This is a genomic window from Streptomyces sp. NPDC002623 (assembly GCF_053592635.1).
Window position 1 is genome coordinate 56,791 of sequence record NZ_JBSFWB010000025.1, and the last position, 17,688, is coordinate 74,478.

The 17,688-nt window shown below is 75.4% G+C and carries 2 protein-coding genes; both read right to left on the reverse strand.

Annotation, left to right across the window (positions count from 1 at the left end; all coding sequences use genetic code 11):
* Window positions 1–116: 116 nt before the first annotated feature.
* Window positions 117–5,705: a type I polyketide synthase gene (locus ACWD4O_RS34870; RefSeq protein WP_451286142.1), complete on the reverse strand. Its 5,589-nt coding sequence runs from the start codon at window positions 5,703–5,705 to the stop codon at window positions 117–119.
* Between the two features lie 38 nt (window positions 5,706–5,743).
* A complete protein-coding gene (locus ACWD4O_RS34875) occupies window positions 5,744–17,497 on the reverse strand; it encodes an SDR family NAD(P)-dependent oxidoreductase (RefSeq protein ID WP_451286236.1) in 11,754 nt (3,917 codons plus the stop codon).
* Between the last annotated feature and the right edge of the window lie 191 nt (window positions 17,498–17,688).

Consider the following 17,688-nt stretch of genomic DNA (forward strand, 5'->3'; position numbering starts at 1 on the left):
GCACGAACGGCCCCTACACCCGCCCCCTACGTCGCCCCACTAGCACGCCGGGCAACCGCGTCACCGCGTCACCGCGTCACCGCGTCACCGCGTCACGGCGTCACCGCGTCACGGCGTCACCGCTCCCCGGCCTCCCTGGCCATGGCGAGCAGCGCCGCCACGTCCATGGACCTGATGTCCTCGCTGCGGTCGACCGCCTCCGGCTCCGCTCCCGTCTGCTCCCCGGTCAGCGCCAACAGCGCGTCCAGCAGGCCGTGTTCGCGCAGCCGGTGCAGCGGCACGGACAGCAGGGCCCGGCGGACGGCCGCCTCCTGCTCGTCCTCGGGCGTCGCGGCGGCCGCCGCCCCGTCCGGGGCCAGCCTGGCGACCAGCAGGGCGACCAGTTCGCCGAGCGTCGGATAGTCGAAGACGAGACTGACGGGCAGCCGCAGACCGGTGGCCGCGTTGAGCCGGTTGCGCAGTTCCACCGCGGTCAGCGAGGTGAAGCCGAGGTCGCGGAACGGCCGGTCGGTGTCCACCCGGTCCGTCGACGCATGCCCCAGCACGGCGGCGATCCGGTCGCGGACGAGCTCCAGCAGCGTCTCCTGGCGTTCGACCGGCACCATCTCCGCGAGCCGTCGCCGCAGTTGCGCCCCCGCGTCCTGGCCCTCGCTCTGCGCCGCCCGCCTCGCCGGCGCCCGGAACAGCCCGCGCAGCACCGGCGGCAGCGAGCCGGCCGCGGCCTGCGCCCGCAGCGCGGCCCCGTTCAGCCGGGCCGGGAACACGACGGGCTCGACGCTGCGCCAGCCGAGGTCGAACAGGGCGAGGCCCTCGTCCGTCGGCAGCGCGGACACCCCGCGCATCGGCGTGCCCGCCGAGGCCGCCTCGGTGAGCCCGCCGCCCATGCCCCGCTCGGTCGCCCACAGCCCCCAGCCCAGCGAGGTCGCGGCGAGCCCGTCCCGGCGCCGCTGCTGGGCCAAGGCGTCCAGGAAGGTGTTGGCGGCGGCGTAGTTGCCCTGCCCGGTGCCGCCGAGGGTGCCCGCGATCGAGGAGAACAGCACGAACGCGGACAGCTCCAGCCCCGCCGTCAGCTCGTGCAGATGCACCGCCGCGTCCACCTTGGCCCGGAACACCCGGTCGATCAGCTCCGGCCCCAGCGAGGCCAGCAGCGCGTTCTCGGCGGTGCCCGCACAGTGCACCACCGCGGTGAGCGGATGTGCGTCCGGGATCGAGTCCAGGACGGCCGCCAGGGCCGCGCGGTCCGCCGCGTCACAGGCCGCCAGCGTCACCGCGGCCCCCGACTCCTCCAGCCGGGCCACGAGTTCACCCGCGCCCTCCGCGTCCGGGCCCCGCCGACTGAGCAGCAGCAGCCGGCGCACGCCGTGCAGTTCCACCAGCCGGGCGGCGACCAGCGCCCCGAGCCCACCCGTCGCCCCGGTCACCAGCACGGTGCCCGCCGGGTCGAGCGCGTCGAGTCCCGTACCCGGCACGGTGTCCGCGACGTCCACGGCCGGCGGCCGGTGCAGCCGGGGCGCCAGCGCGACCCCGCCGCGCAGGGCGAGCTCCGCCTCCCCCGACGCGACCGCGGCCGGCACCGCCCGCCCGGACCCGGCGCTCCCGTCGGTGTCCAGCAGGACGAACCGCCCCGGATTCTCCGACTGCACCGAACGCATCAGCCCCCACAGCGGCGCGGACCCGAGCCCGGCCACCGTGTCCTGCGCGGATGTCCCCACGGCGTTCGTCGTCAGGACCGCCAGCGGCACCGCCGCCAGCCGCTCGTCCAGCTCCTCGGAGACCCACGTCCGGGCCGCGTCCAGCACCAGCTCGGCGCGTTCCCGGGTGAGCGCGGGGAGTCCCGCACCGCCCGGATCGCCGTCGGGCAGGGCGAGCACGACGAAGCCGGGCGCCGGCCCGCCCGCCGCGACCGACGCGCTCAGCGCCGCAAGATCCGGATGGCGGACGGCGCCGCTGTCGGCGTCCGCCCACTCCGGGGCCGCGCCCACCACCGCCCACCCGGCCGTCTCGACCGGCGGCAGCTGCACCGGCGTCCACGTCATCGCCAGCAGCGAGGAGTGCGCGGCGGACCGCCCGGCCGCCGCCCCGGGGTCGGCCTCGGTGAGGTCGACGGGCCGCAGCAGCAGCGAGCCGACCGACACGACCGGAGCGCCGGAGCCGTCCACGGCGTGCAGCGCGACGGCGTTCTCACCCGCGGGGGAGAGAGTCACCCGCAGTGCGGTCGCGCCGGTGGCGTGCAGCGACACCTCGTTCCACGCGAACGGACGCAGCGGACCGGTCGCGCCGTCCAGCAGACCGCCCAGGCCCACCGCGTGCAGGGCCGCGTCCAGCAGCGCCGGGTGCAACAGGTAGTCGCCCGCCGCCTCGTGCAGTTCCTGGGGCAGCGCGACCTCGGCGAAGACCTCCCGGTCACGTGACCAGGCGGCCCGCAGCCCCTGGAAGGCGGGCCCGTACGCGAACGGCCCGTCCGCCGACTGCTCGTACAGATCACCGAGTTCGATGCGCTCGGCGGCACGCGGCGGCCAGCTGCCCTTCGCCGCCTCCGGCGCGGGACCGGCCGGGCACAGGACGCCCGTGGCATGCCGGGTCCACTCGCCCGCCGCGAACCCGTCGTCCGTGCGCGCGAAGAACCCGAGCTCGCGCCGCCCGGACTCGTCCGGAGCGCTCACGGTGAGCTGGAGATCGAGACCGCCGGTCTCGGGCAGGGCGAGCGAGGCCTGCATGGTCAGTTCCTCGAGGTGCGGGCACTCGACGAGATCGCCCGCGACCACCGCCAGCTCCACGAACGCGGTCCCCGGCAGCGGAACCGTCCCCATCACCCGGTGGTCGGCCAGCCAGGGATGCTCCCGCAGCGCGAGCCGCCCGGTCAGCACCAGCCCGTCGGACTCCGCGGGCTCCACGACGGCGCCGAGCAGCGGATGCCCAGGGGAGCGCAGACCGGCGGCCGTCACATCACCGGATCCGGAGACCGGCATCCGCAACCAGTACCGCTGCCGCTGGAAGGCGTACGTCGGCAGATCGACGGCCCGGGCGCCGACGCCCTCGAACACCGCGGACCAGTCCACGGGAGCCCCCGCGACATACGCCTCGGCCAGCGAGGTCAGCAGCCGTCCGAGACCGGCGTCGTCCCGCCGCACGGAACCCGACACCTGGGCGGACACCCCGGCGCCGTCGATGATCTCCTGCACGGCCATCACGACCACCGGATGCGGACTGACCTCCAGCAGAGTCCGGTGCCCCTCGTCGAGCGTGGCCCGCACAGCCGTCTCGAAGAGGACGGTCTGCCGCATGTTCCGCAGCCAGTACCCGGCATCGAGCCCCGCCGTGTCCAACTGCTCCCCGGTCACGGTCGAATGGAACGCCACGGACGACGACTGCGGCCGGATCTCGGCCAGTTCGGCGAGGAGGTCGTCGTTGAGGGCGTCGACCTGCGCGGAGTGCGAGGCGTAGTCGACGGCGATCCGACGCGCCCGCACCCCGTCCGACTCGCACCCGGCCAGCAGCTCGTCCAGCGCCTCCGGCTCACCCGACACCACCACCGACGACGGCCCGTTCACCGCCGCCACCCCGACCCGGCCCTCGAACCGCGCCAGCCGCTCCTCCGCCTCCGTCACCGGAAGCGCCACCGACACCATCCCGCCCCTGCCGGACAGCTTCTCCAGCACCAGACGCGAACGCACCGCCACCACCCGCGCACCGTCCTCCAACGACAGCCCGCCCGCCACACACGCAGCCGCCACCTCGCCCTGCGAATGACCCACCACCGCCGCCGGCTCCACGCCGAACGACCGCCACACCGCCGCCAGCGACACCATCACCGCCCACAGCACCGGCTGGACGACATCCACCCGAGACCACAACGGATCGTCCCCGTCCCGGAACACCACATCCCGCAACGACCACCCCACATGCGGACTCAACGCCCGCCCGCACTCCTCCATCCGCGCCCCGAACACCGGCGACACATCCCACAGCTCACGCCCCATCCCCACCCACTGCGACCCCTGACCCGGAAACACGAACACCACACCACCGTCGGCAGACGCCCGCCCGCTCACCACACCCGCACCCGGCGCCCCCTCCGCCACCGACCGCAACCCCGCCAACAACTCCTCCCGGCCACCCCCCAACACCACCGCCCGCTGCTCGAACGCCGACCGCGTCCCCGCCAACGACACACCCACATCCACCGGGGTCAGTTCAGGCCGTTCCATCAGACGTTCCAGCAGCCGACGAGCCTGTGCCCGCAACGCCGTCTCACCGCGTCCGGAGACCACCCACGGCACCGGCCCGGAGAACTCGCCCCCGGACTCGCGCGGCTCGGGCTCCGGAGCCTGTTCCAGGATCAGGTGGGCGTTGGTGCCGCTGACGCCGAAGGAGGACACCGCGGCCCGGCGCGGACGTTCCGTGTCCGGCCACTCCCGCGCCTCGGTCAGCAGCCGCACCGCGCCCGAGGTCCAGTCCACGTGCGGTGTCGGCTCGTCCACGTGCAGGGTCTTCGGCATGATGCCGTGCCGCAGCGCCATGACGGTCTTGATGACGCCGCTGACTCCGGCCGCGTACTGGGTGTGGCCGATGTTGGACTTGATGGATCCCAGCCAGAGCGGCCGGTCGGCGGGGCGGTCCTGGCCGTACGTCGCCAGCAGCGCCCGTGCCTCGATCGGGTCGCCGAGCTTCGTGCCCGTGCCGTGCGCCTCGACCATGTCGACGTCGGCGGTGGCCAGGCCGGCGTTGTCCAAGGTCTGCAGGATCAGGCGGCGTTGGGCCGGACCGCTGGGCGCGGTGAGGCCGTTGCTGGCGCCGTCCTGGTTGATGCCGGTCTCCCGCACCACGGCCAGCACCTCGTGCCCGGCGCGCTGGGCGTCGGAGAGCCGCTGGAGGACCAGTACGCCGACGCCCTCGCCCCAGCCGGTGCCGTCGGCGCCGGCGGCGAACGCCTTGCAGCGGCCGTCGGAGGCCAGCCCGCCCTGCCGGGAGAACTCCGGGAACGCGCCGGGCGTCGCCAGCACCGAGACGCCGCCGGCCAGGGCCAGCGAGATCTCGTCCTTGCGCAGCGCCTGCACGGCCCAGTGCAGCGACACCAGCGACGACGAGCACGCCGTGTCCACGGTGACCGCCGGACCTTCCAGACCGAGCACGTACGCCACCCGGCCGGAGAGCACGCTGCTGGAGGTGCCGGTCAGCATGTAGCCGTCGAGCGCCTGCGGCGAGGCGCCGAGCAGCCCGGCGAAGTCCCCGCCCGTGCCGCCGAAGAACACCCCGGTGGCGCTGCCGCGCAGGGACCGCGGATCGAGACCGGCGCGCTCCAGCGCCTCCCAGGAGGTCTCCAGCAGCAGCCGTTGCTGCGGGTCGGTGGCGAGCGCCTCGCGCGGGGAGATGCCGAAGAAGTCCGCGTCGAACTCGCCCGCGCCGCGCAGGAAACCGCCCTCCAGCGTGGTCGAGGCGCCGGACTCGACGGCGTCGGTGCGGTACAGCCCGTCGAGGTCCCAGCCGCGGTCGTCGGGGAAGCCCGAGATCGCGTCCTGCCCCTCGGACACCATCCGCCACACGTCCTCCGGCGTGTCCGCGCCGCCCGGGAACCGGCAGGCCATGCCGACGATCGCGATCGGCTCGCGCGCCTTGTCCTCGACCTCGCGCAGTCGGCGCTGGAGTCCGCGTGCCTCGGTGACGGCCCGCTTGAGGTACTCGCGGTACTTCTCCTCGTCGGACATGTCGCTGCCAGCTCCTTGGTGAGGTGGGGTTCCTGGAGTCACAGGCCGAATCCCTGGTCGATCGCGTCGAAGAGGTCGTCGGTGGTCGCCGTGTCGAGGTCGGCGAGGTCGTCGCGTCCGTCCCCGGCGGCCGGTTCGGGGTCCTGCGCGCTCCACTTCGACAGCAGTCCGCGCAGCCGGCGCACGACCCGGTCGCGGTCGCCGTCGTCCGCGTCGATCGCCCCGAGGGCGGCCTCCAGGGCGTCCACCTCCGCCAGCGCGGTCTCGACGCCGGACAGTCCGGCGGGGGCCAGCTCGGTGAGCAGTTCCCCGGCGAGCGCGGTCGGCGTCGGGTGCTCGAAGACGAGGGTGGCGGGCAGCCGCAGCCCGGTGGCGGCGGCGAGCCGGTTGCGGAACTCCACCGCGGTCAGCGAGTCGAAGCCGAGCTCGCTGAAGGACTGCTCCGCCGCGACCGAGGCCGCGGAGGCGTGTCCCAGCACCACCGCGGCGTTGGAGCGCACCAGCTCCAGCAGCCGGCGATGCTGTTCGACGGTCGGCAGCCCGGTCAGCCGGGTGCGCAGTTCGGAGCCGTCGCCGCCGGCCCGCACCACCCGCCGTGCGGTGCCCTGCACCAGGCCCCGGAAGAGATGCGGCACGTCGTCCGCGCCCGCCCGCAGCGCCGACGCCGTCAGCCGGGTGATCACCTGCAACGGCACGTCGGCCCCGCAGGCCAGGTCGAACAGGGCGAGCCCCTCCGCGTCGTCCAGCGGCCGCATCCCGGCCCGCTCCATCCGCTGCACCTCGTCGTCGCTCAGGTGACCGGTCATGGCGCTGCGGGTGTTCCAGAAGCCCCAGGCGAGGGAGACGGCGGGCCGGCCGTGGGTGCGGCGGTGGTGGGCGAGGGCGTCGAGGTAGGCGTTGGCGGCGGCGTAGTTGGCCTGTCCCGCGGTGCCGAGTTGTCCGGCGGCGGAGGAGTAGAGGACGAAGGTGGTGACGGGGTGGTCGAGGGTGAGGCGGTGGAGGTGCGTCGCCGCGTCGACCTTGGGCCGCAGGACGGTGTGCAGTTGCTCGGGGGTGAGACTCGTCGCGACGGCGTCGTCGAGGGCGCCGGCCGTGTGGACGACGGTGGTGAGGGGGTGGTCTTCGGGGACGGTGTCGAGGAGTGCGGCGAGCCGGTCGGGGTCGGCGGCGTCGCAGGCGGCGACGGTGACGTGGGCCCCGGCGGCCGTGAGCTCGTCCGCGAGTTCGGCGGCGCCGGGGGCGTCCGGCCCTTGTCGGCTGGTCAGGAGCAGGTGGCTGACGCCGTGTTCGTGGACGAGGTGGCGGGCGAGGAGGGCGCCGAGGGTGCCGGTGCCGCCGGTGATGAGGGCCGTGCCGTGCGGATCGATGCCCTGCGGCACGGTGAGGACCGCCTTGCCGACCAGCTTCGCCTGGCTCAGATCCCGCATCGCCTCCCGCGCCCGGCGCAGGTCGTACGTGGTGATGGGCGGCGGTGTCAGCTTTCCGTCGCGGTACAGCGCCATCACGGCGACCAGCATCTGCTGGATCCGGTCGGGACCCGCCTCCAGCAGGTCGTACGCCTGGTAGGCCACGCCCCGATGCGCCTCGGCGACCTGCGCCGGGTCCCGCTTGTCGGTCTTGCCCATCTCCAGGAACCGTCCGCCGCGCGGCAGCAGACGCAGCCCGGCGTCCACGAACTCACCGGCCAGACAGTCCAGGACGACGTCCATCCCGCAGCCGCTGCTGGTGTCCAGGAACCGCTGCTCGAACTCCAGGGTCCGGGAGTCGGCGATGTGCGCCTCGTCCAGGCCGTACTCCCGCAGCGTCGGCCACTTGCCGAGGCTCGCGGTGCCGTAGACCTCGGCGCCCAGGTGACGGGCCAGCTGCACGGCCGCCACGCCGACGCCGCCCGCCGCCGCGTGGACGAGCACCGACTCGCCGGGCTGCACGTCCGCCAGGTCCACCAGGCCGTAGTAGGCGGTGAGATGGGTGATCGGGACGGTCGCCGCCTGTGCGTAGGACCAGCCGTCCGGCATCGGGGTCAGGAACCGGTGGTCGCACACCGCGACCGGGCCGAAGGAGTCGGAGCACAGCCCCAGCACCCGGTCGCCCGCCGCCACATTGCTCACCCCGGGGCCGGTCTCCAGCACGATGCCCGCCACGTCGCCGCCGATGCCGTTCTGCCCCTCGACCATGCCGAGGGCGACGATGACGTCCCGGAAGTTCAGCCCGACCGCGTGCACGGCGAGCCGGACCTGACCGGGCCCGAGCGGGTCCAGGACCTCGGGGCAGGGCACCAGGGCCACGTTCTCGATCGTGCCGCGGCCGGTGCTCTCCAGCCGCCACGGCGTCCGGCCGGGCGGCGGCAGCAGTGCGGGATGCGAGCGGGTGCGGGCCAGCCGGGGTGCGGTGACCGTGCCGCGGCGGATCGCGATCCGGGGCTCGGCGCAGGCGAGCGCGGCCCCGAACGTCTCCCGGGACGCGTCGAGCCCGTCCAGGTCGACCAGGGCGAACCGGTCCGGGTTCTCGGTCTGTGCCGAGGTCACCAGCCCCCAGCTCGCCGAGTTCCCCAGGTCGGTCACGTCCTCGGCGTCGCCCGCGGCGACCGCTCCCGAGGTGACGAGGACCAGCCGCGAGGAGGCGAACCGCTCGTCGGCCAGCCAGTCGCGGACGATGCCCAGCGTCGTCCCGGCCGCCGTGTGCGCATCCGCGGCCGGGTCGCCCGACGTCGCGGCGGCCAGGCAGCGGACCACGGTGTCCGGGACGGGACCGGCCGCGGCCAGCTCCGCCGGTCCGGCCGCGACCCGCAGGGCCGCGCCGGCCAGCCCGAAGGGGTCGTCGCCGACCAGGGCGTAGGGGTGAGCGGCCGGCAGGGGCAGTTCCGTCCAGTCGAGGTGGAGCAGCGCCTCCTCCAGCGCGCCGCCCGTGGGCCGGTCGAGCACGGCGGGCCTGGTCACCAGCGACCCCACCGAGACGACGGGCCGCCCGGTGTCGTCGCTGAGCAGCAGGGCGAGCTGGTCGCCCGACCCGGTGAGCCGCACCCGGGCCGAGGTCGCGCCGGTCGCGTGCAGCTGCACCCCGGTCCAGGAGAACGGCAGCCGTACGCCGCCCTCCTGGTCGCCGGCGAACGCCATGGCGTGCAGCGCGGCGTCCAGCAGGGCCGGGTGGACGCCGAAGCGGGCGGCCTCCTCGCGGGCGGACTCGGGCAGCCGGATCTCGGCGAACAGCTCCTCGCCCCGCCGCCACACCGCGTGCAGGCCCTGGAAGGCGGGCCCGTAGTGATAGCCGCCCGCGGCGAGCTCCGCGTAGACGCCGTCCGTCCCGACGGGCTCGGCCCCGGCCGGCGGCCAGGCCGTCTCGGGGGCGGGCTCCGCGGGCGCGTCCGCGCTCAGCGTGCCGGTGGCGTGCAGCGTCCAGTCGGCGTCCTCGCCGGTGCGGGAGTGCACCGTGACCGTGCAGCGGCCGGTGTCGCCGTCCGGGGTGGCCCGGACCTGCACCGTGACCTCGCCCTGGGCGCCGGTGCCCAGCAACAGCGGTGCCTGGAGGGTCAGTTCGTCCAGCTGCGGGCGGTCCAGCAGATCGCCCGCCCGGATCGCCAGGTCGACGAAGGCCGTGCCGGGCAGCAGCACCTGGCCGGAGACGGCATGGTCGAGCAGCCAGGGCTGGGTGCGCCCGGACAGCCGTCCGGTGAGCAGCACGCCCTCGCCGCCCGCCAGCGCCACGGCCGCGCCCAGCAGCGGATGGTCCGCCGCCTGGAGCCCGGTCGCGGTCAGATCACCGGCGCCCGGTAGGGACTCCAGCCAGAACCGGCGCCGCTGGAAGGCATAGGTCGGCAGCTCGACCCGGCGGGCGCCGGTCCCGGCGAACACCGCCGCCCAGTCCACCTCGACGCCCAGCACGCCGAGTTCGGCCACCGAGGTCAGGAAGCGACGGGTGCCGCCGTCGTCCCGGCGCAGCGAACCCACCGCGGCGCCGGTCCGGTCCGCGGCGTCGATGCTGTCCTGCACCGACGGCACCAGCACCGGATGCGGGCTGATCTCCGCGAACACCGAGAAGCCCTGGTCGAGCGCGGCGCGCGTCGCCGCCTCGAACTCCACGGTGTGGCGCAGGTTCTGGTACCAGTAGCCGCCGTCCAGCTTCGCGGTGTCCAGCGGGGCGCCGGTGAGGGTGGAGAAGAACGGGATGGCCGACGAACGCGGGGCGATCCCCGCCAGCTCGCCCGCCAGCGTCTCCTCGATCTCCGCGACCTGGGCGGTGTGCGAGGCGTAGTCCACCGGAATCCGGCGGGCCCGGACCCCGTCCTCGGCGCAGCGGGCGAGCAGTTCGTCCAGGGCGGCCGGCTCACCGGCCACCACCGTGCTGGCCGGCCCGTTGACCGAGGCCACCGAGATCCGCCCCGACCACCCGGCGATCAGCTCCCGGGCCGCCGCGGCCGGCAGCGCCACCGACACCATCCCGCCGCGCCCGGCCAGCGTCTCGCCGATCGCCCGGGCGCGCAGCGCCACCACCCGGGCGCCGTCGCCCAGCTCCAGCGCCCCGCAGACGCAGGCGGCGGCGATCTCGCCCTGCGAGTGCCCGAGCACGGCGTCCGGCTCCACGCCGTACGCCCGCCACAGCGCCGCCAGCGACACCATCACCGCCCACAGCGCGGGCTGCACCACGTCCACCCGGTCCCACGGCGGCGTGCCCGGCTCCTGCCGCAGCACAGCCGACAACGACCAGTCGACGTACGGGCTCAGCGCCTCCTCGCACTCCGCCAGCCGGGCCCGGAACGCCGGTTCGCAGGCCAGCAGTTCCGCGGCCATCCCCGCCCACTGCGCGCCCTGCCCGGGGAACACGAACACCACCCGGCCGTCGCCGACCCGGGCGCCCTCGATCACGCCCGGGGGCAGCGCCGCGTCCGGCTCGGTCGCCCGGCGCGCCAACGCGGCCGTCCCGGCGAGCAGTTCGGACCGGTCGCCGCCCAGCACCACCGCGCGATACGGCAGCCGGGCCCGGCCCGTCAGGGTGTGGCCGACGTCCACCGGCGACAGCTCCGCAGCCGCCGTCAGCCGGGCGACGAGCCGCTCGGCCTGCCCGTACAGCGCGGCCGGCTCCTGCGCGCTGAGCACCCACGGCACGACCCCGCCGACGACCGGCCGGGCAGGCTCGGTCGCACGGTCCGGCTCGTCGGCCGTCGGCTGTTCGAGGATGATGTGGGCGTTGGTGCCGCTGATGCCGAACGACGACACCCCGGACCGCCGCGGCCGACCAACCTGCGGCCACGCCCGCTCCTCGGTGAGCAGCTCCACCGCGCCGGACGACCAGTCGACCTGCGGGGACGGCCGGTCCACGTGCAGCGTCCGCGGCAGCACGCCGTGGCGCATCGCCATGACCATCTTGATGATCCCGGCGACACCGGCCGCGGCCTGCGTGTGCCCCATGTTGGACTTCACCGACCCCAGCCACAGCGGGTCGCCGTCCGTCCGCTCCCTGCCGTAGGTGGCCAGCAGGGCCTGCGCCTCGATCGGGTCGCCCAGCGTGGTCCCGGTGCCGTGCGCCTCCACCGCGTCGACGTCGCCGCCGCCCAACCCGGCCACCGCCAGGGCCTGTTCGATCACCCGCTGCTGGGCGGGACCGTTGGGCGCGGTCAGCCCGTTGGAGGCGCCGTCCTGGTTGACGGCGGAGCCGCGCACGACCGCCAGCACGGGATGCCCGTTGCGGCGCGCGTCGGCCAGCCGCTCCACCAGCAGCATTCCGGCGCCCTCGCCCCAGCCGGTGCCGTCCGCGCCCTCGGCGAAGGACCGGCAGCGGCCGTCGGGCGACAGCCCGCCCTGCCGGGACAGCTCCACGAACACCCCGGGCGTCGCCATCACGGTGACGCCCCCGGCCAGCGCCAGATCGCACTCACCGCTGCGCAGCGCCTGCGCCGCCAGATGCAGGGCCACCAGGGACGACGAGCACGCCGTGTCCAGCGTGACCGCGGGCCCCTCCAGACCCAGCGTGAACGCCACCCGCCCCGAGGCGACACTGCCCGCCGACCCGGTGCCGATGAACCCCTCGACCTCGTCGGGCAGCACGCCCGGACCGGTGCCGTAGTCGTGGTACATCATCCCGGCGAACACCCCGGTCCGGCTGCCCCGCACCGCACGCGGATCGATCCCGGCCCGCTCCAACGCCTCCCACGACGTCTCCAGCAGCAACCGCTGCTGCGGGTCCATCGCCAGCGCCTCGCGCGGCGAGATCCCGAAGAACTCCGCGTCGAACTCCGCCGCGTCGTACAGGAACCCGCCCTCGCGCACATACGACGTCCCCGGCCGGGTCAGCTCCGGGTCGTAGAGCCGCTCCACGTCCCAGCCGCGGTCCTCGGGCATGCCGGCGATCGCGTCCCGCCCGGCGGCGACCAGCTCCCACAGCTCCTCGGGCGAGGTCACCCCGCCCGGGTAGCGGCACGCCATGCCGACGATGGCGATCGGCTCGCCCGCGTCCACGGCGACCGAGGGCCGGGGGGACTCCGGCAGCCGTCGCCCTGTGCCGGTCAGCTCGCCGAGCAGGAAGTCCACCACGGCCGACGGCGTCGGATGGTCGAACACGAGGGTCGCGGGCAGCCGGAGGCCGGTCGCCGCGCCCACCCCGTTGCGCAGCTCGATCGCGGCCAGCGAGTCGAAGCCCAGCTCCCGGAAGGTCCGCCGCGCGTCCAGCCCGTCGGGGCTCGCATGCCCGAGCGCCCCGGCCGCCTGCGTCCGTACGAGATCCAGCAGCAGCCGCCCGAGCTCCGCCTCCGACAGCCCCGCGCCGAACTCCCGCCCGGCGCCCGCCGCCCGGCGCACCGGGGCCCGCACCAGCCCCCGCAGCAGCGGCGGCAGCGTGCCCGCCGCGGCCTGGGCGCGCAGCGCCCCGAGCTCCAACGGCAGCGGCACGGCGACCGGCGCGTCCAGCGCGACCGCCGCGTCGAACAGGGCGAGCCCCTGCTCCTCGGAGATCGCCACCACCCCGGCCCCGGCCGCCCGACGCATCGTCTGCCCGTCGTCGGTGAGGTGTCCGGTCATGGCGCTGCGCGTGCTCCACAAGCCCCAGGCGAGAGAGACGGCGGGGTGTCCGTGGGTGCGGCGGTGGTGGGCGAGGGCGTCGAGGTAGGCGTTGGCGGCCGCGTAGTTGGCCTGTCCCGCCGTGCCGAGTTGTCCGGCGGCGGAGGAGTAGAGGACGAAGGCGCTGATCGGGTGGTCGAGGGTGAGGCGGTGGAGGTGGGCGGCGGCGTCGAGTTTGGGCCGCAGGACGGCGTGCAGCTGGCCGGGGGTGAGGTTGTCGGTGGTGGCGTCGTCGAGGAGACCGGCGGTGTGGACGACCGTGGTGAGGGGGCGGTCGTCCGGGACGGTGTCGAGGAGCGCGGCGAGCCGGTCGCGGTCGCCGACGTCGCAGGCGGCCACGGTGACGTGGGCTCCGGCGGCGGTGAGTTCTTCGACGAGTTCGGTGGCGCCGGGGGAGTCGGGGCCGCGTCGGCTGGTCAGCAGCAGGTGGTTGACGCCGTGTTCGTGGACGAGGTGGCGGGCGAGGAGGGCGCCGAGGGCGCCGGTGCCGCCGGTGATGAGGGCGGTGCCGTGCGGATCGATCCCCCGCGTCGACCGAGGCGTCCCGGCGGCCCGGATCAGCCGCGGCGCCATGGCCCGGCCGTCCCGCACCGCCAGCCGGGGCTCGTCCGCCCCGACCGCCGCCCCGACCGCCGAGCGGACCGCGGCCAGGGAGGCGGCTGTCCCGTCGAGGTCCACGAGCCCGATCCGTCCGGGATGCTCGGTCACCGCAGAGCTCAACAGCCCCCACACGGCGGCCTGCACCGGATCCGCGGCGGACCCCTCGGCCACGGCCGCGGCGTTCCGGGTCACCACGATCAGCCGCGCGCCGCCGAGCCGTTCGTCGGCCAGCCAGGCCTGCAACAGCTCCAGCGCCCGCTCGACGGCCTCATGCGCGGCGTCGACGTCCGCGTCGACTCCGGCGTCGACTCCGGCGTCGGCGGAGCCGTCGGACATCCCGACCGTGGCGGCGACGAAGTCGGGAGCCTCCGCACCCTCCGCGACCGCCGCCGCCAGCCCTGCCAGGTCGGCGTGGACCTCGGCGTCGGGCAGGCCGGCCAGCGGTCCCGGGCCCAGCACGGCCCAGCGTCCCGTCGTTCCGGCGCCGTCGACCGGCACCCAGGACGGCAGGAGCAGCGCGCCCCCGGCGGCGTCCGGCGCCGCGACCGCACCGGCCGGGCGGACCGCCAGCGACTCCACCGTGGCCACGGGACGGCCGGCGGCGTCGGCGAAGAGCAGCGCGAGGGTGTCGGAGCCGGTCGGGGTCAGCCGGACACGCAGGACGGAGGCCCCGGCCGCGTGCAGCGACACCCCGCGCCAGGCGAACGGAAGCCGGGCGCGCTGTTCCCGGCCGAACTCGCCCGGCACGAACGCCGACGCGTGCAGCGCGGCGTCCGCGAGGGCCGGATGCAGCCCGAACTCCCCGGCCTCACCGGCGACTTCCTCCGGCAGCCGGACCTCGGCGTACACCTCCTCGCCGTGCCGCCACACCGCGTGCAGCCCCTGGAACGCCGGCCCGTAGTGGACCCCGGCCGCCGCGAAGTCCGCGTAGCAGCCGGCGATGTCCAGCTCCTCGGCCCCCGCGGGCGGCCAGACCGTCAGCTCCTCCAGGGGCGGCGGGCCCGCCGTGGTGAGGGTGCCGCCGGCGTGCCGGGTCCACACGTCCTCGGCGGCGTCCTCGGTCTGGGTGTACAGGCCGAACGCGCGGTCGCCGGCGTCGTCCGGACCGTCCAGGGCGAGCTGGACGCGCAGACCGCCGCCGCGCGGCAGCGCCAGCGGCAGCTCCAGCGCGAGGTCCGCGACCTGGTCGAGCCCGATGTGTCCGCCCGCCCACAGCGCCAGTTCGGCCACGGCGGTGCCCGGCAGCAGGACCGTGTCGCCGATCGTGTGGTCCGCCAGCCACGGCAGGGTGTCCATGGCGAGCCGGCCGGTGAACAGCCGCCCGCCCCCGGCCGCCGGCGCCACCATCGCGCCCAGCAGCGGGTGCTGTGCGGGGACCAGGCCCGCCGCGCCCATGTCCCCGGCCCCGGGCAGGGTCTGCACCCAGTACCGGGCGCCCTGGAAGGCGTACGTCGGCAGCGGCACCCGCCGCGCCGGACGGTCGCCGCCGAAGAACGCCGCCCAGTCCACCGGCACACCGGCCGTGTGCGCCTGCGCCAGCATCGCCGTCAGCGTGCGGACCTCCGCACGCTGACGACGCAGCGCCGGGGCGACGACGGCGGTGACGCCGCAGTCCGACAGGGTCTCCTCGGTCATCGACGTGAGCGCGGCGTCGGCCCCGAGCTCGAGGAACACCGAGACGCCCTCGGCGTCGAGGGCGCACACCACGTCCTGGAAGCGGACCGGCTCGCGCGCCTGCCGGGCCCAGTACGCCGGGTCCGCCCACTCGGCGTCCGCGAGCAGCGTGCCGGTCACACTGGACACGACCGGGATGCGCGGCGGCTCGAACGACAGCCGCCCGGCGACCTCCCCGAGCGGCTCCACCACGGGGTCCATCAGCGGGGAGTGGAAGGCGTGGCTCACCGGCAGCCGCCGGGTCCTGCGCCCCAGCCCGGTGAAGTGCGCCGCGATCCCGGTGACGACGTCCTCGTCGCCCGACACCACCACGGAACCGGGCCCGTTGACGGCCGCGAGGCCCGCCGCCGACTCGTGTCCGGCCAGCAGCGGCAGCACCTCGTCGGCGGTCGCCGCCACCGAGACCATCGCCCCGCCCTCGGGCAGCTCCTGCATCAACCGGCCGCGGGCGACGACCAGTTCGCAGGCGTCGGCCAGCGACAGCATGCCCGAGACATGGGCGGCGGTCAGCTCGCCGACCGAGTGCCCGGACAGCAGCCGCGGCCGCACCCCCCACTCCTGAAGCAGCCGGAACAACGCCACCCCGAGCGCGAACGTCGCCGACTGGGTGTACAGCGTCCGGTCCAGCAGCCGCGCCTCGGCGCTGTCCGCGTCGGCCAGCAGCAGGGGCAGCAGCGGCCGGTCCAGCCGCCCGTCCAGCTCGGCGCAGACCTCGTCCAGGGCTCGGGCGTAGACCGGGAACGTCTCGTACAACTCCCGGCCCATGCCGGGCCGTTGGGCTCCTTGGCCGGTGAACAGGAAGGCGCAGCGCACCTCGTCCGCGACCCCGTCCACCAGAGCGGCGGGCCGCTCCCCGCGCGCCAGCCCCGCGAGCGCGTCCAGCAGGTCCGCACGGCTCTGTGCGAGCAGCACGGCGCGATGCTCGAACGCGGTACGGACGGTCGCCAGCGCGGCCGCCACCTCACCGAGCGGCAGCTCGGGACGCTCCAGCAGCCGGGCGTGCAGCCGGGCGGCCTGCGCCGGCAGCGCGGCGGGCGTGGCAGCCGACAGCAGCACCGGCAGCACCGGGCCGGCCGGGGAGTCCGGGGAGTCCGCGACCGCGTCCTGCGCCGTCGGCAGATCGGCGGCGGCCGGCTCCTCCAGGATGACGTGCACATTGGTGCCGCTGATCCCGAACGAGGACACCCCGGCCCGCCGGGGACGCTCGGCGCGCGGCCAGGCACGGTTCTCCGTCAGCAGCTCCACCGCGCCCACGGACCAGTCGACCTCGGGGGTCGGCCGGTCGACGTGCAGCGTCCGCGGCAGCTGCTCATGGCGCATCGCCATGACCATCTTGATGATCCCGGCGGCGCCCGCCGCGGCCTGGGTGTGACCGAGGTTGGACTTCACCGACCCCAGCCACAGCGGGCTGCCGTCCGGACGCTCCCGGCCGTACGTGGCCAGCAGCGCCTGCGCCTCGATCGGATCGCCCAGCCTGGTGCCGGTGCCGTGCGCCTCCACGGCGTCGACGTCGGCGAAGCCCAGCCGGGCGGAGGCCAGCGCCTGCTGGATGACCCGCTCCTGCGAGGGCCCGTTGGGGGAGGTGAGCCCGTTGGACGCGCCGTCCTGGTTGACCGCGCTGCCCCGCACGATCGCCAGCACCTCATGGCCCAGCCGCCGGGCGTCGGAGAGCCGTTCGACGACGAGCAGCGCGGAGCCCTCGCCCCAGCCGACCCCGTCGGCGGCGGCCGCGAACGACTTGCACCGTCCGTTGGGCGCGAGGCCGCGCTGCCGGGAGTTCTCCACGAAGGTCGCGGGGGTGGACATCACGGTCGCGCCGCCCGCGAGCGCCAGCTCGCACTCCCCGTCGCGCAGCGCCTGCACCGCGAGATGCAGTGCCACCAGCGACGACGAGCACGCGGTGTCGAGGGTGACGGCCGGACCCTCCAGCCCGAGGAAGTAGGAGATCCGGCCGGACGCCACGCTCCCGGCCATGCCGGTGCTCAGATAGCCCTCGACCTCGTCGGGGAGAGCGCCGGGCCCGGACGCGTAGTCGTGGTACATCAGGCCGGTGAAGACACCGGTCCGGGAACCGGCCAGGGAGCGCGGGTCCACCCCGGTGTTCTCCAGCGCCTCCCAGGCGGTCTCCAGGAGCAGCCGCTGCTGCGGGTCCATCGCCAGCGCCTCACGCGGGGAGATCCCGAAGAACTCCGCGTCGAACTCGGCGGCCCCGCGCAGGAACCCGCCCTCGGAGGCGTAGGCGGTGCCCGGCCGGTCGGGGTCGGCGTCGAAGAGCTCGTCGAGCGCCCAGCCGCGGTCCGTCGGCATCCCGGTGACGGCGTCCTCGCCCCGCAGCACGAGATCCCACAGCTCGTCGGGCGAACCGACCCCGCCGGGCAGCCGGCAGGCCATCCCGACGATCGCTATCGGCTCGGTGTCGCCGGCCTCGAGCTTCTTGATGCGTCGATGGGCCTGCCGCAGATCGGCTGCCAACTTCTTGAGGTAATCAACCAGCTGCGCTTCGTTCGTCACCCGAGAACCCCACCTGAGAGATTGGCAAACCGCGCCCTTCGAGGGCGAAGCTACAAACCTCACCCCCCTAACCACGTCCCCTCAGCCACCCCAGAAAGCGGCGGGTGAACGCATTAGGCGAGGTAGGGGTTGGCGGTAGGGGTGACCTGCTG

Coding starts and splice junctions, on each gene's coding strand:
- ACWD4O_RS34870 (WP_451286142.1), bottom strand. CDS start 5,705: ATGTCCGACGAGGAGAAGTACCGCGAGTACCTCAAGCGGGCCGTCACC.